The organism is Pseudomonas sp. REST10, from assembly GCF_029542605.1.
GTDB classification, from domain to species: Bacteria; Pseudomonadota; Gammaproteobacteria; order Pseudomonadales; family Pseudomonadaceae; genus Aquipseudomonas; species Aquipseudomonas khazarica.
The window spans coordinates 740,887-762,531 of the sequence record NZ_CP035677.1 but is presented as its reverse complement, the minus strand read 5'-3'; the positions used below and the strand labels follow the sequence as shown (position 1 = coordinate 762,531).

Sequence of the window (21,645 nt, the reverse complement as noted above, 5' to 3'; positions counted from 1 at the left end):
CCGGGGATATGCTCCCCCCAAAGCGCCGACAGTCGATTCGGCGCAGAAGAACCCAAGGGGACAGCCTGATGAGCCCAGCCGAATTGCACGCCGACAGCATCGTCATCGACGGTCTGATCATTGCCAAATGGAACCGCGAACTGTTCGAAGACATGCGCAAGGGTGGCCTGACCGCCGCCAACTGCACCGTGTCCGTGTGGGAGGGTTTCCAGGCCACCGTCAACAGCATCGCCGCCAGCAGCAAGCTGATCCGCGAGAACAGCGACCTGGTGATGCCGGTACGCACCACCGCCGACATCCGCAAGGCCAAGGAGCTGGGCAAGACCGGCATCCTCTTCGGCTTCCAGAATGCCCATGCCTTCGAAGACCAGATCGGCTACGTGGAGGTGTTCAAGCAGCTCGGCGTCGGCATCGTGCAGATGTGCTACAACACCCAGAACCTGGTCGGCACCGGCTGCTACGAGCGTGACGGCGGCCTGTCCGGGTTCGGCCGCGAGATCGTCGCCGAGATGAACCGCGTCGGCATCATGTGCGACCTGTCGCACGTCGGCTCCAAGACCAGCGAGGAGGTCATCCTCGAATCGAAGAAGCCGGTCACCTACTCCCACTGCCTGCCGTCCGGCCTGAAGGAGCACCCGCGCAACAAGTCCGACGAAGAGCTGAAGTTCATCGCCGACCACGGCGGCTTCGTCGGCGTGACCATGTTCGCGCCGTTCCTGGCCAAGGGCATCGACTCGACCATCGACGACTACGCCGAAGCCATCGAGTACGTGATGAACATCGTCGGCGAAGACGCCATCGGCATCGGCACCGACTTCACCCAGGGCCACGGCCAGGACTTCTTCGAGTACCTGACCCACGACAAGGGCTACGCCCGTCGCCTGACCAACTTCGGCAAGATCATCAACCCGCTGGGCATCCGCACTGTGGGCGAATTCCCCAACCTCACCGAGACCCTGCTGGGGCGCGGCCATTCCGAGCGCGTGGTGCGCAAGATCATGGGCGAGAACTGGGTACGCGTTCTGGCTGATGTCTGGGGCGAGTAAGCCCTTCACGATAATCAATCGACTGCATCTCGTAGGGTGGATGACGCTTCTTTCATCCACCAACCCCGCACGCGGCGGGCTTAACGCTGCGGTGGATGGATGAAGCGCCATCCACCCTACCTACAACCTGATTCCGGAGTTGCCAACATGTCCACCCACGCCCCCGAAATGCCCATCCTGGTCGACGACGAAACCGGCGTCTGGACCACCGACGCGCTGCCGATGCTGTATGTGCCGCGCCACTTCTTCGTCAACAACCACATGGGCATCGAGGAAGTGCTCGGCGCCGACAAGTACGCCGAGATCCTCTACAAGGCCGGCTACAAGTCCGCGTGGCACTGGTGCGAGAAGGAAGCCGAGTGCCATGGCATCGAAGGCGCGGCGGTGTTCGAACACTACATGAAGCGCCTGTCGCAGCGCGGCTGGGGCCTGTTCGAAACGCAGAAGCTGGACCTGGAGACCGGCTACGCCGAGGTCAAGCTCAAGCATTCGGCCTTCGTCTACGTGTACGGCAAGGTGAACCGCAAGGTCGACTACATGTTCACCGGCTGGTTCTCCGGCGCCATCGACCAGATCCTGGCCGCCAAGGGCAGCCCGATCCGCACCGTCACCGTGCAGGAATACAGCGGCTCCGAAGAAGGCCATGACGACGGGCTGTTCATCACCCGGCCACTCTGAGTCACCCATAAGAAATCCGCGAGAGGGCCTCAGCCGCGACGGCAGCCCTCTAGCGGAACCGCTACAGCGCTTACCGTGAGGATGCCGTAATGGCCTTCGAAGCAATGTTCCAGCCGATCCAGATCGGCAAGCTCACCATCCGCAACCGCGTGCTCTCCACCGCGCATGCCGAGGTCTACGCCACCGATGGCGGCATGACCACCGAGCGCTACGTCAAATACTACGAAGAGAAGGCCAAGGGCGGCATCGGCCTGGCCATCTGCGGCGGCTCCTCGGTGGTGGCCATCGACAGCCCGCAGGAATGGTGGAGCTCGGTGAACCTGTCCACCGACCGCATCATCCCGCACTTCCAGAATCTCGCCGACGCCATGCACAAGCACGGCGCCAAGATCATGATCCAGATTACCCACATGGGTCGTCGCTCGCGCTGGGACGGCTTCAACTGGCCGACCCTGATGTCGCCCTCCGGCGTGCGCGAGCCGGTGCACCGCGCTACCTGCAAGACCATCGAGGTCGAGGAAATCTGGCGCGTGATCGGCAACTACGCGCAGGCCGCACGCCGCGCCAAGGAAGGCGGCCTGGATGGCGTCGAGCTGTCCGCCGTGCACCAGCACATGATCGACCAGTTCTGGTCGCCGCGGGTGAACAAGCGTACCGACGAATGGGGCGGCAGCTTCGAGGGGCGCATGAAGTTCGGCCTGGAAGTGCTCAAGGCCGTGCGCGCCGAGGTCGGTGACGACTTCTGCGTGGGCATGCGCATCTGCGGCGACGAATTCCACCCGGACGGCCTGTCCCACGAGGACATGAAGCAGATCGCCGCCTACTACGACGCCACCGGCATGATCGACTTCATCGGCGTGGTCGGCTCGGGCTGCGACACCCACAACACCCTGGCCAACGTCATCCCCAACATGAGCTACCCGCCGGAGCCCTTCCTGCACCTGGCGGCCGGCATCAAGGAAGTGGTCAAGGTGCCGGTGCTGCACGCGCAGAACATCAAGGACCCGAACCAGGCCACGCGCATTCTCGAAGGCGGCTACGTCGACATGGTCGGCATGACCCGCGCGCACATCGCCGACCCGCACCTGATCGCCAAGATCAAGATGGGCCAGGTCGACCAGATCAAGCAGTGCGTCGGCGCCAACTACTGCATCGACCGCCAGTACCAGGGCCTGGACGTGCTGTGCATCCAGAACGCCGCGACCAGCCGTGAATACATGGGCGTGCCGCACATCATCGAGAAAACCACCGGGCCCAAACGCAAGGTGGTGGTCGTCGGTGGCGGCCCGGCCGGCATGGAGGCAGCGCGCGTCGCCGCCGAGCGCGGCCACGACGTGACCCTGTTCGAGAAGCAGGACCAGCTGGGCGGGCAGATCACCCTGGCAGCCAAGGCGCCGCAGCGTGACCAGATCGCCGGCATCACCCGCTGGTACCAGCTGGAACTGGCGCGCCTGGGCATCGACCTGCGCCTGAGCACCCCGGCGGACGAGGCGACCATTCTCGACCTGCGCCCGGATGTCGTGCTGCTGGCCAACGGCGGCCACTCCTTCCTCGAGCAGAACGAACACTGGGGCGCCGCCGAAGGGCTGGTGGTGAGCAGCTGGGACGTGCTGGCAGGCAAGGTCGCACCGGGCAAGAACGTGCTGGTGTACGACACCATCTGCGAATTCACCGGCATGTCGGTGGCCGACTTCCTCGCCGACAAGGGTGCGCAGGTCGAGATCGTCACCGACGACATCAAGCCGGGCGTGGCCATGGGCGGTACCACCTTCCCCACCTACTACCGCAGCCTGTATCCGAAGGAAGTCATCATGACCGGTGACATGATGCTGGAGAAGGTCTACCGCGAGGGTGACAAGCTGGTGGCGGTACTCGAGAACGAGTACACCGGCCAGAAAGAGGAGCGCGTGATCGACCAGGTGGTGGTGGAGAACGGCGTGCGTCCGGACGAAGGCCTCTACTACGCGCTCAAGGAAGGCTCGCGCAACAAGGGCCAGATCGACGTCGAGGCGCTGTTCGCGATCAAGCCGCAGCCCTGCCTCTCCGAGCCGGGCGACGGCTATCTGCTGTTCCGCATCGGCGACTGCGTCGCGCAGCGTAACGTGCACGCGGCGATCTACGACGCCCTGCGGCTCTGTAAAGACTTTTAAGCAGCCTCCTGTAGGAGCCGGCTTGCCGGCGACAGACGATGACGTGACTGCGTTGCTCGCGCGTCCGAATCGCTGGCCAGCCAGCTCCTACAAGACCCTTGCGGGAGCTTCACCATGCTTGGCACTCTACTTCCCATCCTGCTCTTCGCCGCCCTCGGCCTCGCCGTGCTGGGCGCGCTGAAGCGCTTCTTCATGTGGCGCCGTGGCCGGCCGGCCAAGGTCGACTGGATCGGCGGCCTGCTGCAGATGCCGCGCCGCTACCTGGTCGATCTGCACCATGTGGTCGAACGCGACAAGTACATGTCCAGGACCCACGTCGCCACCGCCGGCGGCTTCGTCCTGGCAGCCGTGCTGGCCATCCTCGTGCACGGTTTCGGCCTGCACAACCGCATCCTCGGCGTCGCCCTGCTGGCGGCCACCGTGCTGATGTTCAGCGGCGCCCTGTTCGTCGCCAAGCGTCGTCTGGACCCGCCGTCGCGCCTGTCGAAAGGCCCGTGGATGCGTTTGCCGAAGAGCCTGCTGATGTTCGCGGCCAGCTTCTTCATCGCCACCCTGCCGGTGGCCGGCATCCTCCCGGCGGGTTTCGGTGGCTGGGTTCTGGCCATCCTCCTTGCCGTTGGCGTGGCCTGGGGCGTGTCCGAGCTGTTCTTCGGCATGACCTGGGGCGGGCCGATGAAACATGCCTTCGCCGGTGCCCTGCACCTGGCCTGGCACCGCCGCGCCGAGCGTTTCGGTGGTGGCCGCTCCAGCGGCCTGAAAGCGCTGGACCTGGACGACCCGAAAGCACCCCTGGGGGTGGAAAAGCCCAGCGACTTCACCTGGAACCAGTTGCTTGGTTTCGACGCCTGCGTGCAGTGCGGCAAGTGCGAGGCCATGTGCCCGGCCTTCGCCGCCGGCCAGCCGCTGAATCCGAAGAAGCTGATCCAGGACATGGTCATCGGCCTGGCGGGCGGCAACGACGCCAAGTTCGCCGGCAGCCCCTACCCAGGCAAACCGCTCGGTGAACACAGCGGCGGCCCGCACCAGCCGATCGTCTCGCTGCACGGCAAGGCGCTGGTCGATGCCGAAACGCTGTGGTCGTGCACCACCTGCCGCGCCTGCGTCGAGGAATGCCCGATGATGATCGAGCACGTCGATGCCATCGTCGACATGCGTCGCCACCTGACCCTGGAGAAAGGCGCCACGCCGAACAAGGGTGCCGAGGTGCTGGACAACCTGATCGCCACCGACAACCCCGGCGGGTTCAACCCGGGCGGCCGCCTGAACTGGGCCGCCGACCTGAACCTGCCACTGCTCGCCGACAAGGGCGAGACCGACGTGCTGTTCTGGGTCGGTGACGGCGCCTTCGACATGCGCAACCAGCGCACCCTGCGCGCCTTCGTGAAGATCCTCAAGACCGCCGGCGTCGACTTCGCCGTGCTCGGCCTGGAAGAACGCGACAGCGGTGACGTGGCCCGTCGCCTGGGTGACGAGGCGACCTTCCAGCACCTGGCCAGGCGCAATATCGCGACCATGGCCAAGTACCGCTTCAAGCGCATCGTCAGCTGCGACCCGCACAGTTTCCACGTACTGAAGAACGAGTACGGCGCGCTCGGCGGCAACTACCAGGTGCTGCACCACAGCACCTTCATCGACGAACTGGTGCGCAATGGCTCGCTCAACCTCGGGCAGAGCAAGGCCGCCAGCGTCACCTACCATGACCCCTGCTACCTGGGCCGCTACAACGGCGAGTACGAAGCGCCGCGCGCGGTGCTCAGGGCCATCGGCATCGAGGTCAGGGAGATGGAACGTTCGGGCTTCCGTTCGCGCTGCTGCGGCGGCGGTGGCGGCGCGCCGATCACCGACATCCCCGGCAAGCAACGTATCCCCGACATGCGCATGGTCGACATCAGGGAAACCGGCGCCGAACTGGTCGCCGTCGGCTGCCCGCAGTGCACGGCGATGCTCGAAGGCGTGGTCGCCCCACGCCCGGAAATCAAGGACATCGCCGAACTGGTCGCCGAGGTGCTGATCGAGCCCACCGAAGTGCCGGCCAAGCGCCCGAACGCCCAGCGTGCAGCTGCGGAGGTGCAGTGATGAACGCGAGCGACGCAGGGCGGGTGCACCCCGTCAGCACCTGTCCGGCGGGTTGCACCCGCCCTACGCACAGCCTGGAGGCCATGCAATGAGCGACATCATCCGCCGCGACCCACGCGCCGAGTGGATCGCCCGCAACCGCCTGCATCCGCTGCATGCGTCGATGCAGAAGGCCGAGACCAGCTGGATGGGCCCCAACGGCATCATCCGCAAGAACCCGCACGCGCTGGCGGCCGGCTTCATCGGCCCGGCCGGCATCAAGCGCATCGACCGCAGCGGCGCCCAGCAGGGCACCAGTGGCAAACGACAGAGCGCCAGCGTGGAGGTGCAGCTGCCGCTGCACGTGGTCGAGCAACCGGCCTACCACATCGTGGTGGTGCCCGACATGGTCGGCGGCCGCCTCTCCAGCCACGACAAGGACCTGCTCGGCCTGGCCCACAAGCTGGCGGCCGATGGCGGCGCAGTGGCCGCCGTGCTGTTCGGTGACGACAAGGAAAGCGCCTTCGATACCGCCGGCGTGGACCGCATCCTGCGCATCGCCGGCGACACCTTCGACGGCTATGCGCCGGAGGCCCGCGTGCTCGCCCTCAGTGCCGTCGAGGCGCAACTGGCGCCGCGCCACTGGTTGCTGCCCGACAGCCGCACCGGCGGTGGCGAGCTGGGCCGGCGCCTGGCCGCCAAGCTCGGCGAGCGGCCGGCCACCCGCGTCTGGCAGGTGGCTGGCGAACAGGTGACCGGCCGTGCCGGCAGCGGCCAGCAGGACCTGCAGCGCGCGCTGCCCCGGCTGCTGCTGGCCGCCGCCGAATGCGCCGAGCCGGTCAGCGAAACGCGTCATGAGGCGCGCCCGCTGGAGCTCAGCAGCAAGATCGCGCAGAGCCTGCCACGCATCGAGGACCTCGGCTCCGTCGCCGTCGACCCGGCGCAGATTCCCATGGCCGAATCCGAGTTCATCCTCTCCGGCGGCAACGGCGTGAAGGACTGGGAACTGTTCCACCAGGCCGCAGTTGCCCTGGGCGCCACCGAAGGCGCCTCGCGCGTGGCGGTGGACGACGGCTTCATGCCGCGCAACCGCCAGGTTGGCGCCACCGGCACCTGGGTTACCGCACGCGTGTACGTTGCGGTGGGGATCTCCGGCGCCATCCAGCACCTGCAGGGCATCGGCGCCTGCGACAAGGTGGTGGCGGTGAACATGGACCCCGGCTGCGACATGATCAAACGTGCCGACCTCTCGGTGATCGGCGACTCGGCGCTGATCCTCCAGGCGCTGATCGAGCGCGTCGCCGCCTGGCGCCAGGAGGGCAAGCGCGATGCAGCCTGAAACCTGCGTAGCCCGGATGCAATCCGCAGCCCTCACAACCCATCCCCGGAGTGCATCCGGGCCAAGGGGGAGCCATGCCTGATCTGAATATCGTCGCCCTGGTCTCGGTTGGCGCACACCCGACCTCGGGACGGGCGCGCCGCGCCGAGCAGGACGCCCGCGCCGTGGAACTCGGCCTGCGCCTGGCCGGGCAGAATCTGCAACTGCTGCATGCCGGCGACCCGCAGGCCGAAGCCCTTCGCGGCTACCTGGGCATGGGCCTGGAGCAGCTCGACGTCCTCGAACAGACCGAGGGCGCCGATGCCCTGCCGTTGCTGGTCGACTACCTGCAAGGCAGCCGTACCCAGCTGGTCCTGACCGGCAGCCAGGCGGAAACCGGCGAGGGGTCGGGCATGCTGCCGTTCCTCCTCGCCGAGCACCTGGGCTGGCCGATGGTGGTCGGCCTGGCCGAAGTGGAGAAGGTCGAGAATGGCGTGGCGCAGGTACTGCAAGCCCTGCCCCGTGGCCAGCGGCGACGCCTCAAGGTCCGCTTGCCGTGCGTCGCCAGCGTCGACAACGCCGCCCCCGTGGCGCGGCAAAGTGCCTTCGGCCCGGCCCGACGCGGCCTGATCGAGGCGCATGAGGTCGCGGTGGTGGACGACCCGCTGCTGGCCGCAGCCAGCCTGCAACCGGCCAGGCCGCGACCGAAACGGCTCAAGGTGATCAAGGCCAAGACCGGTGCCGAACGGATGAAGGCCGCGACGGCCAAAGCCAGTGGCGGCGGTGGGCAGGTGCTCAAGGATGTCTCGCCACAGGAAGGCGCAGAGGCTATCTTCAAGCTATTGATCGAAGAAGGCGTACTGCGCTAGCAGGCGGCTGAACGACGACCTGCGCTGCCAAGAGGAGCCACGACCATGATGCATGCCGACCTGATCGACCAGGAAGACTTCCGCGAACACCTGATCGCCCTGGGCCTGAACATCCCCCCGGGCGCCTCGCCGGAGCAGGCCTGCGAGCTGGCCGTCAGCGGGCTCAGCGCCGAGCGCGCCCTCGCCCTGCGGCGCCTGGTGGAAGAACTGCTGGGCGGCAGCGCCACCCTGCTGCCCAACGTGCGCGAGGCCATCAGCCGGCATCTGCTGCCGGCGCTGGTGCCCAAGCCCAGCTGATCACTGCAGCAAAGCTGCCGCCCAGCAGACTCCTGCTGCGTGGGAGGGGCAAAAAAAGGGGCGCCACTGGCGCCCCTTTTTTCTTTGCCGCGCGGTCAGATGCGCACGCTGGCGAAGGTCGACTCGCCCTGGGCTCGGTTCAGCGCCAGCACGGCACTGGAGTTGACCTGCTGATCGGGGATCGGCAGCAGCACCACCAGGTTGTTGCCCTGCTGACCCGCGCGCTCGTCACGCGGCGGAATACCGAAGTACTCGCGGTAGCACTTGGAAAAGTGCGGGGTGGAGACGAAGCCGCAGACCGAGGCGACCTCGATGATCGACATGCTGGTCTGCTTGAGCAGCTGGCGTGCACGAATCAGGCGCAGCTTGAGGTAGTAGCGCGACGGCGAGCAGTGCAGGTATTTCTGGAACAGGCGCTCCAGCTGACGCCGGGAGATGTCGACGAAGCAGGCCAGTTCGTCGAGGTCGATCGGCTCCTCCAGGTTGGCTTCCATCAAGGCGACGATTTCCTGCAGCTTCGGCTGGTTGCTGCCCAGCATGTGCTTGAGCGGCACGCGCTGATGATCCTGTTCGTTGCGAATGCGTTCGTAGATGAACATCTCGGAGATGCCGGCGGCCAGTTCACGACCATGCTGCTGGCCGATCAGGTGCAGCATCATGTCCATCGGCGCAGTACCGCCGGAGCTGGTGTGGCGATTGCGATCGATGGAGAACAGACGCGTGGTGATGGCCGCACGCGGGAAGGCTTCCTGCATCGACGCCAGGCATTCCCAGTGCACACTGCAGTCATAGCCATCGAGCAGGCCGGCCTTCGCCAGCGCCCAGCTGCCGGTGCACACCGCGCCGAGCTGACGGCCCTGGCGCGCCTGCAGTTGCAGCCAGCTGACATGCTCGCGCTTGACGCTGTGCTGGATGTCCACACCGCCGCAGACGATCACCGCATCCAGCGCCGGCGCATTGTGCATGGCCGTGTCCGGGGTGATCTGCAGACCGTCGCTGGCGCTGACCGGCTGACCGTCGTGGGTCAGGGTATGCCAGCGGAACAGTTCCTTGCCGGAAAGCTGGTTGGCCATGCGCAGCGGTTCCACCGCCGAGGCGAGGGAAATCAGGGTGAAGTTGTCCAGAAGCAGGAAGCCGATGGACTGAGAAACGCGATTCTGGGGTTGTCCCCCCTGGCCTAACTGCGACATCGATGAACACCTCACGCCAAGCACGGTATGAACCCCGCTCGAGGAGGGGCTCTCTTCTAGTTCTGCCGCCGATCAAGGGACCCGCGCAGCTATGCAAATTCACGCAAAGGCCATGCCTAAATTGATTACGCGTTCAAAAATAAATCGCGCGCGACGCACACCGCGAAAATGCCGGCTCAGACGGCCTGGAAAGAGGCGCCCCAGGCACGCGCAAAGCCACGTGGGCAGAGGGTTTGAGCATTTCGGTAGCACTCGTCTGACAACGTGCTACGGGGCACTGTTCGCGCAGTAACGCTCGCCCGGTAACAGCCGCGACCGACCGGTCATTTTGCATGATCCGCACGCCCGTATCGGCCGCACCAAAATCTCGCGAAAGAGGGCCATCTGGGGCGACTTTGCACCAGCAAGGATCAGCACGCGCCGGCACATCTGAACGCACCTCTCGAAGCCCCGCGAGGCCGCGCGCGTGACGCCTGCGCAACGCGAACAGCGTCGACCCGAGGCGCACCGGAATCCGGCTGCACATCTGCTCGCCGCACGCTGCCCATGATCGGGTTTTCACCATCCGCATCACGCCTGACACCGACCCCGGCATGCCCGGGCGCGGCGCCGCGGCGGCGCATCGGCAACGTCTCGATTCGGCATGCGGAGGTCGTTTTTCGGGCGTACCGGCGGCCTGTCTCTTGCTACGAAATAGCCCGCACGCGCTGCACCGCAAGAGGATCGACCCATCTCTGGCCACCCCGCACACAGGACTGCTCATGAACAGACTTAGCCCGCTGCTGCTCGCCACCACCCTGCTCTGCTCCGCCACGCTGCAAGCCGCCGAAGATGCACGCTGCGAGCTGGTACGCCTGAGCGATGTCGGCTGGACCGATATCACCATGACCACCGCAGTGGCCCGCCTGGTACTCGGCGAAATCGGCTATCGCACTCAGGTGCAGCGCATGTCCCTGCCCGATACCTACCGCAGCCTGTCGGAAGGTCAGCTGGATGTGTTCCTCGGCAACTGGATGCCGGCACAGGCCGACCTGGTCCAGAACCACATCGACAGCGGCAAGATCGAAAAACTGCACACCAACCTGCCGACGGTGCGTTACACCCTGGCCGTGCTGACGCCAGGCTACGAAGCCGGACTGAAGGACTTCGCCGACATCCATCGTTTCAAGGAGCAGCTCGGCGGGCAGATCTTCGGGATCGAGCCCGGTAACGAGGGCAACGAGATGGTCAAGGGGATGATCCGCGACAACACCTTCGGCCTTGCCGGTTTCACCCTGGTGGAGTCCAGCGAGAGCGGCATGCTCAACCACGTCGAGCGCGCCCAGCGCCTGGACAAGTGGGCGGTCTTCCTCGGCTGGGAACCGCACCCCATGAACGAGCGTCTGAAAATGAACTACCTGGCAGGCGGTGACGACTTCTTCGGCGCCAACTACGGCGCCGCCCAGGTCAATACCGTGGCCCGGGGCGACTTCAGCCGGCAATGCCCCAACCTGGCGCGGCTGTTTCGCAACATGACCTTCACCATCTCGGCGGAGAACCACCTGATGAGCGCGGTGCTGGAAGGCAACACCAACCGCCGGCGCGTGGCCAAACAGTGGATCGAGGAGAACCCGCAGATAGTGGCCAGCTGGCTCGAAGGCGTCACGCGTTACCAGGGTGGGCCGATTACCGTCGCCTTCGACACCCCGCTGGCCTCCAGCAACTGAAAAACGGCGAAACAACGATAAAAAGTGACGAAAGCGCATTCATTTTTCAGGATCGTGCGAGAACCTGGAACCGCTCAGCGAGGCATCCCCGCGCAGCGCGGGTCGGCGGCCCGGGTGACTCCCGAGTCAGCCCGAACCGACAGCCGTTTTCACTCGCCACGGGGTGGGCGAATGCACCTTTCTGTAAATTTTTTTCAACATCGCCACAGCCCCCGCGATACGCCGCCTGCGTCCACCCTGGAAGGGCAAGAACCACGCCCGGCGCGGCTTCCAGCCTTGGCCAAGGGGTAAAAAAGTCTGTTAAGGTTTTTAAGGCACGCGCTCGAAACCGTCTCCCGGCACCTGCCCGGAAACGATTCGAGAGCGCATCGAGCAGTGGAATCGGGAGCCCGGAAAACGTCAGAACGACGGGAATGCACACCACGTGATGGGGTATGTCGTCGCCCAACACGTCAGGGTCGCAAATCGATAATTGCGCAGACCCCAAGACTATATCGTTGAGTCAGCCGATGACGTCGCTGCCGCATCTCAAGAGAGAGCGGCAGACCGGGGCCCTCCGCCCCGGACCGAAGAACAGAACAAGCGCTGGCCCCCCGCAATTGGGCGCCAGCCCAACAAGAAATTTCGGATGTACGCATGCGCCAGGATGGCGCATGAAATCCCAAGGGAATGGCTTCGAAACACTGCCAGAGGGTTTGGAAAGCGGTTTGCAGCACGGCAAGACAGTGGTCACTCATCAACAGGTCGCAACGACGCAGCGGGCAGTTCCTGCCAACAGCCGCGTGCGCTGCGGTGTGCCCGAGTGTCACCAACCCGGCCAGCAGCGAAACGCCCACCAGCCTCGACACTTCAGCAAACACCCACACAGGTATCAGAGACCTGACACAGCTGACCTACGCTTCGACGACGCGTGCTCGGCCGTGCCAGCGTGAACTGAATATCGATTGAAGGGGAAACGTCCCATGCAGTCTGGAAAGATCGTGGTCGAACACCTGTACAAGGTTTTCGGCTCAAACCCACAAGAAGCCATCGACTTGCTCAAGGAAGGCTGGAGCAAGGAGAAGATCCTGGCCGAGAAAGGCGCCGTGATCGGCGTCAGTGATGTCTCGTTCAGTGTCGAAGAAGGCGAAATCTTCGTTCTCATGGGCCTCTCCGGCTCTGGCAAGTCCACCCTGATCCGCCTCATCAACCGCCTGGTCGAACCCAGCGCCGGCGATGTCTACATCGATGGCCAGAACGTCGCCAAGCTGCCGCAGTCGCAACTGATAGACCTGCGTCGTCGCGACATGAGCATGGTCTTCCAGTCCTTCGCCCTGATGCCTTCGCGCAGCGTGCTGGACAACGCCGCATTCGGCCTCGAAGTCGCCGGCGTCGGCCGCAAGGAGCGCGAGAAGCGCGCCATGGAAGTGCTTACCCAGGTCGGCCTGGACACCTTCGCCCACAAGTACCCGCATGAACTCTCCGGTGGCATGCAGCAGCGCGTCGGCCTGGCCCGCGCGCTGACGGTGAACCCGTCGATGATCATCATGGACGAGGCCTTCTCCGCCCTCGACCCGCTCAAGCGCCGCGAAATGCAGGACGTGCTGCTGGAGCTGCAGAAGACCCATCGCCGCACCATCATCTTCGTCTCCCACGACATCGAAGAAGCCATGCGCATCGGTACCCGCATCGGCATCATGGAGGGCGGCAAGCTGATCCAGGTCGGCACCCCGCAGGAGCTGATCGAGAAGCCGGCCAACGAGTACGTGCGCAACTTCTTCGACACCGTCGACACCAGCCGCTACCTCACCGCCGGCCAACTCAAGGCCGACAGCGTGCCGACCTACGTCTACAACGGCAAGGCGCCGGATGCAGCGAAGATCTGCAAGGAACTGCAGGCGCTGGACAAGCACTACGCCTTCATCGTCGACGAGCAGAACAATTTCCAGGGCTCCATCAGCCTGGAGAAGATCGCCCTGATGGTCGATGGCGACGAGCCCAAGCCGCTGGAAAGCGAGGCGCTCAAGCAGGTCGTCCCCGTTCCGGAAGACATGCCGCTGGAAGACGTCATCACCCGTCTCGTGGACAACGAGGGGCCGATCCCGGTGGTCGACGCCGAAGGCCACTACTGTGGCGCCATCAGCAAGGGCCGCCTGCTGACCCGACTGCAGGGTGAAGCCAATGAATGACAAGAAGCTCGACCTGGGTAGCTGGGTCAACGACGTCGTCCAGCACCTGCTGGACAACTACAGCGGTGCCTTCGACAGCATCGGCCAGGTCGTCAGCGGCTTCTCCGAAGCCATCGAAAACCTGCTGATGCTGCCGCCGGCCTGGCTGCTGATCGCCATCTTCGTCGCCCTCGGCCTGTGGCGCATCGGCGCCCGCTTCGCCGTGTTCACCGCGGTGGCCTTCATCCTCATCGTCATGACCGGCTTCTGGGAGCAGACCGTCGTGACCCTCGGCCTGACCTTCTCCTCGACGCTGATCAGCCTGCTGCTGGGCATCCCGCTGGGCATCTGGGCCGCCAAGAGCGAGCGCGTGGCGACCATCATCCGGCCGATCCTCGACTTCATGCAGACCATGCCGGCGTTCGTCTACCTGATCCCGGCGGCCATGCTCTTCGGCCTGGGTCGCGTGCCGGGCATCATCGCCACGGTGATCTTCGCCATGCCGCCGGCGGTGCGCCTGACCAGCCTGGGCATCCGCCAGGTGAACAAGGAAATCGTCGAAGCCGGTCAGTCCTTCGGCTGCACCAGCCGCCAGCTGCTGTTCAAGGTCCAGCTGCCCAATGCCATGCCGTCGATCATGGCAGGCGTCAACCAGACCATCATGATGGCCCTGTCGATGGTGATCATCGCCTCGATGGTCGGTGCCGGCGGCCTGGGCAACGACGTACTGGCCAGCATCCAGCGCCTGGATATCGGGCTAGGCTTCGAAAGCGGCATGGCCGTGGTGTTGCTGGCGATCATCCTCGACCGCATTACCGAAAGCTTCGGCACCCCGCAAACGAACAAGCGCGGCATCGTCGCCTGGTTCAGCGGCAAGCTGCAGCGTCAGTCCACCTAATTCCGTTTCACTTCACAGGGAACCGCAGATGAAAACGATCAAGACCACCGCCGCCATCGGCCTGCTGTCGTGCGCACTGATGCAGGGAGCAATGGCAGCCGAGCCGGCCAGCTGCAAGCAGGTGCGTTTCGCCGAGATCGGCTGGGCCGACATCGCCGCGACCACCGGCGTGGCCATGACCCTGGTCGAAGGCCTGGGCTATCAGCCGCGCAAGATCATGGCATCGGTCCCCATCGCCTTCACCGGCGTGAAAAGCGGCCAGGTCGATGTATTCCTCGGCTACTGGGCCCCCTCGATGGACTCGGTGATCGAGCCGTTCCTCAAGGACAACGGCGTCAAGGTGCTGGAGAAGGCCAACCTCGAAGGGGCCAAGTACACCCTCGCGGTGCCGACCTACGCCGCCGAGGCCGGCCTCAAGAGCTTCCAGGACATCGCCAAGTTCAAGGACCAGCTGGGCGGCAAGATCTACGGCATCGAGCCGGGTAACGACGGCAACCTGCTGATCGACGGCATGATCAAGAACAACCAGTTCGACCTCGGCGGCTTCCGCATGGTCGAGTCCAGCGAAGCTGGCATGCTGGTGCAGGTATCGCGCGCCATCAAGAAGAAGGAGCCGGTGGTCTTCCTCGGCTGGGCGCCGCACCCGATGAACACCCAGTACGACATCACCTACCTGTCCGGTGGTGACGACGTGTTCGGCCCCGACTACGGCGCAGCCAAGGTCTACACCGTGGTCCCGCCGGACTACGAGGCTCGCTGCGAGAACGTCGGCAAGCTGCTGGGCAACCTGCAGTTCACCGTGGAAATGGAAAGCCAGCTGATGGAGAAGGTGCTGGAGAAGGAGAACCCGCAGAACGTCGCCAAGGAGTGGATCAAGGCCAACCCGGCGATCCTCGACCAGTGGCTGAGCGGCGTCACCACCTTCGACGGCCAGGACGGTGTAGCTGCCGTGAAGAAACACGTCGGGCTGTAACAGGCCACGACCCGATTCAGGCCCGCGACCTCAGGTCCGGGCCTGGAATCTCCCCTCCCGCACCCACGTGTCGGCCTCTGGTCGTGGCGGGGAGAATCTGCCCGCGAACCGGCAATCTGCTGCGCAACACGGATTCGCAAGGCCCGCAATGAGAACGAGCCAGTCAACGATATTGCAACTGCCACTCAACTGACGGAGCACAAGAACATGCGCGTATTCAAGCATCTCTGCCTCGGCGCCGCCGCCCTGGCCATCGGCATGGGCAGCGCCCTCGCTGCCGAAAAACCCACTCTCAAGATCGGTTACGTCAACGGCTGGGACGACAGCGTCGCCGTCACCCATGTCGCCGGCGAGATCCTGCAGAGCAAACTCGGCTACAAGGTCGAACTGAAGCCGGTCGAGCCGGCCATCATGTGGCAGGGCGTGGCCCGTGGCGACCTCGACGCCACCCTCTCCGCCTGGCTGCCGGCGACTCACGGCGAGTACTACGAGAAGCTCAAGGACAAGGTCGAAATCCTCGGCACCAACTACTCCGGCGCCAAGATCGGCCTGATCGTGCCTGAGTACGTGCAGGCCAAGAGCATCGAGGACCTGGAGAAATACGCCAAGGACTTCGACGGCAAGATCACCGGCATCGACGCCGGTGCCGGCGTGATGCGCCGCACCGAAGACGCCATCAAGGAATACAACCTGGCCAGCATCAAGCTGATGCCGAGCTCCGGCCCGGCCATGGCCACCGCCCTGACCCGCGCCGAGAAGGCACAGAAGCCGATCGTGGTCACCGGCTGGATCCCGCACTGGATGTTCGCCAAGTGGAAACTGCGCTTCCTCGAAGATCCGAAGAAGGTCTACGGCGATGACGAGCGCGTCGACACCGTGGCCAACCCGGAGCTGAAGGGCAAGGCCGCCGACGCCGCCGCGTTCCTCTCCAAGCTGTCCTGGAGCGGCGAGGAAGTGGGCGCCGTGATGCTCGCCATCCGCGAAGGCGCCAAGCCGGAGCAGGCCGCCAAGGACTGGATCGCCGCCCACCCGGAGCGCGTCGACAGCTGGCTGAAGTAAGGCTCGGTTTCATCGAGCAGATGCAGCGGGCCCCTGGCCCGCTTCGTCGTTTCTGACGCTCGTTCGAGCGCAGGTTTAATTGATCGCCCGATCAAAATCCGCCTAGACTTCGGCTCCCCCGCCCGCACGGAGAGACCGATGCCCAAGGTCGGCATGCAGCCCATTCGCCGTTCTCAACTGATCGCCGCCACCCTGGAAGCCGTGGACCAGGTCGGCATGGCCGACGCCAGCATCGCCTATATCGCACGCCTGGCCGGGGTCTCCAACGGCATCATCAGCCACTACTTCAAGGACAAGAACGGCCTGCTCGAGGCGACCATGCGCCACCTCATGCAGGCGCTGCGCGACGCCGTGGCCGAACGCCGCCTGGCACTCGGCGACGACGCCCCGCGCGCCCATCTGCGCGCGATGATCGACGGCAACTTCGACGACAGTCAGGTCAGTGGCCCCGCCATGAAGACCTGGCTGGCATTCTGGGCCAGCAGCATGCACCACCCGGCGCTGCGGCGCCTGCAGCGGGTCAACGACCATCGCCTCTACTCCAACCTCTGCGGCCAGTTCCATCGCGCCTTGCCGCAGGATCAGGCACGCCTCGCCGCTCGCGGCCTGGCCTCGCTGATCGACGGCCTGTGGCTGCGCGGTGCGCTCTCCGGCGAGACCTTCGACACCGGGCAGGCACGCCGCATCGCCTACGACTACCTCGACCTGCAGTTGAGCAAGGCGCCGTAAGCCCGGAGTAACCCACCGCGCAGACCCGGCCTGGCTGACTCCGTGATCAATCGCCATGTCGTGATTGGCTGCGTGCTGTCGTTTTTATTGATTGATCGTTCAATTTAAATAAAATAGGCTGTTCTCAAGCAGATGACCGAATCCAGAGGACAGCCCATGCCCCGTTTCGCCGAACAGCAGCTCTACATCGGTGGCCAGTACGTCGCCGCCAGCAGTGGAGAAACCTTCGACAGCATCAACCCGGCCACCGGCGAGGTGCTGGCCAAGGTGCAACGTGCCAGTCAGGCGGATGTCGACCGGGCCGTGGCCTGCGCAGCCGAGGGCCAGAAGGTGTGGGCGGCGATGACCGCCATGCAGCGCTCGCGCGTACTGCGCAAGGCGGTGGACATCCTGCGCGAGCGCAACGACGAGCTGGCCGAGCTGGAAACCCTCGATACCGGCAAGCCGCTCTCCGAGACCCGCTACGTCGACATCGTCACCGGCGCCGACGTGCTGGAGTACTACGCCGGCCTGATTCCGGCCATCGAGGGCGAGCAGATTCCGCTGCGCGACACCTCCTTCGCCTACACCCGCCGCGAGCCACTGGGCGTGGTCGCCGGCATCGGCGCCTGGAACTACCCGATCCAGATCGCCCTGTGGAAATCCGCCCCGGCCCTGGCCGCCGGCAACGCGATGATCTTCAAGCCCAGCGAGGTCACCTCGCTGACCGCCCTGAAGCTGGCCGAGATCTACAGCGAAGCCGGTCTGCCAGCCGGCGTGTTCAACGTGCTCACCGGCAGCGGCCGTGAAGTCGGCCAATGGCTGACCGAGCATCCGGGCATCGAGAAGGTCTCCTTCACCGGCGGCACCGTCACCGGCAAGAAGGTCATGGCCAGCGCCTCCAGTTCCAGCCTCAAGGAAGTGACCATGGAGCTGGGCGGCAAGTCGCCGCTGATTGTCTTCGAGGACGCCGACCTGGATCGCGCCGCCGACATCGCGGTGATGGCCAACTTCTACAGCTCCGGCCAGGTCTGCACCAACGGCACCCGCGTGTTCGTGCCGCGCATGCTGCAGGCGCGCTTCGAAGCCAAGGTGCTGGAGCGGGTCAAGCGCATCCGCCTCGGCGATCCGCTGGCCGACGCCACCAACTTCGGCCCGCTGGTGAGCTTCGCGCACATGGAAAGCGTGCTCGGCTACATCGACAAGGGCCGCAGCGAAGGCGCGCGCCTGCTGATCGGCGGCTCGCGCGTGACCGACGGTGACTACGCCAGCGGCGCCTACGTGGCCCCCACCGTGTTCACCGACTGCCGGGACGACATGACCATCGTGCGCGAGGAAATCTTCGGCCCGGTGATGAGCATCCTCGTCTACGACGACGAAGAAGAAGTGATCCGCCGCGCCAACGACACCGACTACGGCCTCGCCGCCGGCGTGGTGACCCGCGACCTGAATCGCGCGCACCGGGTCATCCACAAGCTGGAAGCCGGCATCTGCTGGATCAACACCTGGGGCGAGTCGCCGGCCGAGATGCCCGTCGGTGGCTACAAGCAGTCCGGCGTGGGCCGCGAGAACGGCCTGGTCACGCTCGGCCACTACACGCGCATCAAGTCGGTGCAGGTGGAGCTGGGCGACTACGCCTCGGTGTTCTGACCACCCGCCAGGGCAGGAGCGATCCGCACCTGCCCGAATTGCCGCCCCCTAGCCCCGGCCCTGATCCGGGGACAGTCACCCGCGTTCTCCCGGATAACCGCCGGGCAACAGGAGGAGCCATGCCTCAGGAATTCGACTACATCATCATCGGTGCCGGTTCGGCCGGTAACGTCCTGGCCACCCGCCTGAGCGAAGACGCGGACGTCAGCGTCCTGCTGCTCGAAGCCGGCGGCCCGGACTACCGCCTCGACTTCCGTACCCAGATGCCCGCCGCCCTGGCCTACCCGCTGCAGGGGCGTCGCTACAACTGGGCCTACGAGACAGACCCCGAGCCGCACATGAACAACCGGCGCATGGAGTGCGGGCGCGGCAAGGGCCTCGGTGGCTCGTCGCTGATCAACGGCATGTGCTACATCCGCGGCAACGCCCTGGATTTCGACAACTGGGCCAAGGCCAAGGGCCTGGAAGACTGGACCTACCTCGATTGCCTGCCCTACTTCCGCAAGGCGGAAACCCGCGACATCGGGCCCGACGACTACCACGGCGGCGACGGCCCGGTCAGTGTGACCACGCCCAAGGCGGGCAACAACCCGCTGTTCCACGCCATGGTCGAGGCCGGCGTGCAGGCCGGCTACCCGCGCACCTCCGACCTCAACGGCTACCAGCAGGAAGGCTTCGGCCCGATGGACCGGACCGTGACCCCGCAAGGTCGTCGCGCCAGCACCGCACGTGGCTATCTGGACCAGGCCCGCGAGCGTCCGAACCTGACCATCGTCACCCATGCCACCAGCGACCGCATCCTCTTCGACGGCAAGCGCGCCAGCGGCGTCAGCTACCTGCTCGGCAACTCCAACGACGCCCACACCGCCCACGCCCGCCGCGAGGTGCTGCTGTGCGCTGGCGCCATCGCCTCGCCGCAGATCCTGCAACGCTCCGGCGTCGGCCCTGCGGCGCTGCTCGGCGAACTGGACATCGCCCTGGTCCACGATCTGCCGGGTGTCGGGCAGAACCTGCAGGACCATCTGGAGATGTACCTGCAGTACGCCTGCACCAAGCCGGTGTCGCTGTACCCGGCGCTGAAACTGCACAACCAGCCGGCGATCGGTGCGCAGTGGCTGTTCGCCGGCAAGGGTATCGGTGCCAGCAACCAGTTCGAGGCTGGCGGCTTCATCCGCACTCGCCCGGAGTTCGCCTGGCCCAACATCCAGTTCCATTTCCTGCCGGTGGCGATCAACTACAACGGCAGCAACGCGGTGAGCGAACATGGCTTCCAGGCCCACGTCGGCTCCATGCGCTCACCGAGCCGTGGCCGCGTCCAGCTCAAGTCCAAGGACCCGCGCCAGCACCCGAGCATCCTCTTCAACTACATGAGCAGCGAACAGGACTGGCAGGAATTCCGCGACGGCATCCGCCTGACCCGCGAGATCATGGCGCAACCGGCGCTCGACCCCTACCGCGGCCGCGAGATCAGCCCGGGCGCCGACGTGCAGAGCGACGCGCAGCTCGATGCCTTCATTCGCGAGCACGCGGAAACCGCCTTCCACCCGTCCTGCTCGTGCAAGATGGGCGAGGACGACATGGCGGTGGTCGACGGCCAGGGCCGCGTGCATGGCCTGCAGGGCCTGCGCGTGGTGGATGCGTCGATCATGCCGGAGATCATCACCGGCAACCTCAACGCCACTACCATCATGATCGCCGAGAAGATCGCCGACCGGATTCGCGGGCGCCAGCCCCTGCCGCGCAGCACCGCGCCCTACTTCGTGGCGGGCGAGCGTCCGGTACGCGAGGCGCCGCTGCGCAACGCCAACGACCGCCTAGTCGGGTAGTTCCTGGCGGATCATCCAGTGTCCCTCGGGCGGCATCAGCCGGCCGAGGTCGAAATGCCTGAGTGACGCGGCATCGAGCATCTCGATCTGCGGACTGACCAGCTGCGGCAGCTTCTCGCCGTGCAGGCCACGCACCGCCAGGTCCAGCGCGACGCGCGCCTGGATCACCGGCGAATCGGTCGGTGCGGCCAGCACCTGGCCCTCGCGAATCTGCTCCAGCACCCGCTCGGTGGCATAGAAGGACAGCACCTGCGCCCCGGAACCGGTGTTGCGCACCAGCTGCGCGGCGAACGCAGCCGCTTCGGCATTGCCGATCAGGTAGTCGAGTTGCGGATGCTGCTTGAGCAGCTCACGAACCAGCTTGGCCTGACGGCTGCGATCCACCGGTCCGTAGCCGCCGTGGGCCAGGGTGATGGCCTTGCCAGCCAGCGCCTCGCGTAGCCCGCGCTCGGCATCCTGCACCCAGCCGGCATCGGCCGGACCTGGCAACCAGCCGACCCGGATCGGCCGGCCGCCACTGACGCGCACCAGGTAGTCCAGCGTGGCGCGTGTCATGTCGGCGAAATCGACCCGCGAATGGGCACTGAGCCCCGTGCAGTCCAGGCGATTGATCAGATCGATGACCGGCCTTCCGGCCTGCAACTGCACTTTCGCGGCACTGCACAGGTCATAGGTGTTGATGCTGGCGACGACGAAGGCATCGGCACCCTCGGCCACACAGCGGTCGAACTGTTCGAGCTGCACGTCGCCATGCTCGTAGCCGCCGGCTTCGTAGATGCCGAGACGCACACCCAGCCGCTGCGCCTCCTGATCCAGCCCCCAGGCGACGCCCCACCAGTAGCGGTCCTTGCCGTGCGGCAACAGCGCGCAGATTCGCCATGGCTGGGCTGCCGCCGGCAACGGCCGGTAGTCCAGCATGCGGCCATCGGCCTGGACCGGGTAGGGAAACCATTCCGCAGCCAGGAGCGATTGGCACGCGAGGGAAAGCCACAGGGATATCCAACGCATTCAGCCATCCTTAGCCCGTAACGGGCGATATGCCACCAGAACCAGCGTAGCACCCTCTCCGCCCCAC

General features: G+C 65.5%; 17 protein-coding genes. 15 read left to right on the top strand and 2 right to left on the bottom strand.

The annotated features are described in order from the left end of the window. Positions 1-68 precede the first annotated feature (68 nt). The 7 genes from EWH21_RS03590 (at position 69) to EWH21_RS03560 (ending at position 8,413) form a co-directional block, all read left to right on the top strand. The gene (locus EWH21_RS03590) at positions 69-1,046 is read left to right on the top strand and encodes a dipeptidase (protein WP_037049964.1); all 978 of its coding nucleotides are present in this window, start codon (positions 69-71) and stop codon (positions 1,044-1,046) included. 147 nt (positions 1,047-1,193) lie between these two features. Then, a complete protein-coding gene (locus EWH21_RS03585) occupies positions 1,194-1,724 on the top strand; it encodes a DUF5943 domain-containing protein (protein WP_037049967.1) in 531 nt (176 codons plus the stop codon). An 89-nt stretch (positions 1,725-1,813) separates the two neighbouring features. After that, the gene (gene dgcA / locus EWH21_RS03580) at positions 1,814-3,874 is read left to right on the top strand and encodes a dimethylglycine demethylation protein DgcA (protein ID WP_037049972.1); all 2,061 of its coding nucleotides are present in this window, start codon (positions 1,814-1,816) and stop codon (positions 3,872-3,874) included. A gap of 114 nt (positions 3,875-3,988) precedes the next feature. After that, the gene (gene dgcB, locus EWH21_RS03575; protein WP_277699804.1) at positions 3,989-5,950 is read left to right on the top strand and encodes a dimethylglycine demethylation protein DgcB; all 1,962 of its coding nucleotides are present in this window, start codon (positions 3,989-3,991) and stop codon (positions 5,948-5,950) included. An 88-nt stretch (positions 5,951-6,038) separates the two neighbouring features. Beyond that, positions 6,039-7,268: an electron transfer flavoprotein subunit alpha/FixB family protein gene (locus EWH21_RS03570; protein WP_277699803.1), complete on the top strand. Its 1,230-nt coding sequence runs from the start codon at positions 6,039-6,041 to the stop codon at positions 7,266-7,268. Between the two features lie 74 nt (positions 7,269-7,342). Continuing rightward, complete coding sequence (locus tag EWH21_RS03565) at positions 7,343-8,116, top strand: electron transfer flavoprotein subunit beta (RefSeq protein ID WP_037049981.1); 774 nt, start codon at positions 7,343-7,345, stop codon at positions 8,114-8,116. A gap of 45 nt (positions 8,117-8,161) precedes the next feature. After that, positions 8,162-8,413, top strand: coding sequence for a hypothetical protein (locus EWH21_RS03560; RefSeq protein ID WP_047592973.1), 252 nt, complete (start codon positions 8,162-8,164; stop codon positions 8,411-8,413). A 95-nt stretch (positions 8,414-8,508) separates the two neighbouring features. On the opposite strand, the gene EWH21_RS03555 is transcribed toward EWH21_RS03560, so the two are convergent. Continuing rightward, positions 8,509-9,603, bottom strand: coding sequence for a GlxA family transcriptional regulator (locus EWH21_RS03555; protein WP_037049985.1), 1,095 nt, complete (start codon positions 9,601-9,603; stop codon positions 8,509-8,511). 761 nt (positions 9,604-10,364) lie between these two features. On the opposite strand from EWH21_RS03555, the gene EWH21_RS03550 reads away from it, so the two are divergent. The 8 genes from EWH21_RS03550 to betA all read left to right on the top strand — a co-directional run bounded on the left by EWH21_RS03550 (position 10,365) and on the right by betA (position 20,570). Further along, entirely contained in the window at positions 10,365-11,309 is a 945-nt protein-coding gene (locus EWH21_RS03550) for an ABC transporter substrate-binding protein (RefSeq protein WP_047592974.1), read from the top strand. Between the two features lie 962 nt (positions 11,310-12,271). Further along, a complete protein-coding gene (locus EWH21_RS03545) occupies positions 12,272-13,477 on the top strand; it encodes a glycine betaine/L-proline ABC transporter ATP-binding protein (protein ID WP_152487688.1) in 1,206 nt (401 codons plus the stop codon). Further along, a complete protein-coding gene (locus EWH21_RS03540; protein WP_047592976.1) occupies positions 13,470-14,354 on the top strand; it encodes a proline/glycine betaine ABC transporter permease in 885 nt (294 codons plus the stop codon). The genes EWH21_RS03545 and EWH21_RS03540 overlap by 8 nt, the downstream gene beginning before the upstream one ends. Positions 14,355-14,382: 28 nt before the next feature. Then, positions 14,383-15,327, top strand: coding sequence for a choline ABC transporter substrate-binding protein (locus EWH21_RS03535; RefSeq protein WP_277699802.1), 945 nt, complete (start codon positions 14,383-14,385; stop codon positions 15,325-15,327). A 207-nt stretch (positions 15,328-15,534) separates the two neighbouring features. Further along, positions 15,535-16,386 carry a glycine betaine ABC transporter substrate-binding protein gene (locus EWH21_RS03530; RefSeq protein ID WP_037049999.1) on the top strand — a complete coding sequence of 284 codons (852 nt, stop codon included), beginning with the start codon at positions 15,535-15,537 and terminating at the stop codon, positions 16,384-16,386. 138 nt (positions 16,387-16,524) lie between these two features. After that, entirely contained in the window at positions 16,525-17,115 is a 591-nt protein-coding gene (betI, locus tag EWH21_RS03525) for a transcriptional regulator BetI (protein ID WP_047592981.1), read from the top strand. A 156-nt stretch (positions 17,116-17,271) separates the two neighbouring features. Further along, a complete protein-coding gene (gene betB, locus EWH21_RS03520; protein ID WP_037050004.1) occupies positions 17,272-18,744 on the top strand; it encodes a betaine-aldehyde dehydrogenase in 1,473 nt (490 codons plus the stop codon). Positions 18,745-18,863: 119 nt separating this feature from the next. After that, positions 18,864-20,570, top strand: a complete 1,707-nt coding sequence (gene betA, locus EWH21_RS03515) for a choline dehydrogenase (protein WP_277699801.1) — start codon at positions 18,864-18,866, stop codon at positions 20,568-20,570. Here the strand turns inward: betA and torT are convergent. Next, positions 20,559-21,578, bottom strand: a complete 1,020-nt coding sequence (gene torT / locus EWH21_RS03510) for a TMAO reductase system periplasmic protein TorT (protein WP_175253257.1) — start codon at positions 21,576-21,578, stop codon at positions 20,559-20,561. The two genes, betA and torT, sit on opposite strands and share 12 nt — an antisense overlap. Positions 21,579-21,645: the final 67 nt, after the last annotated feature.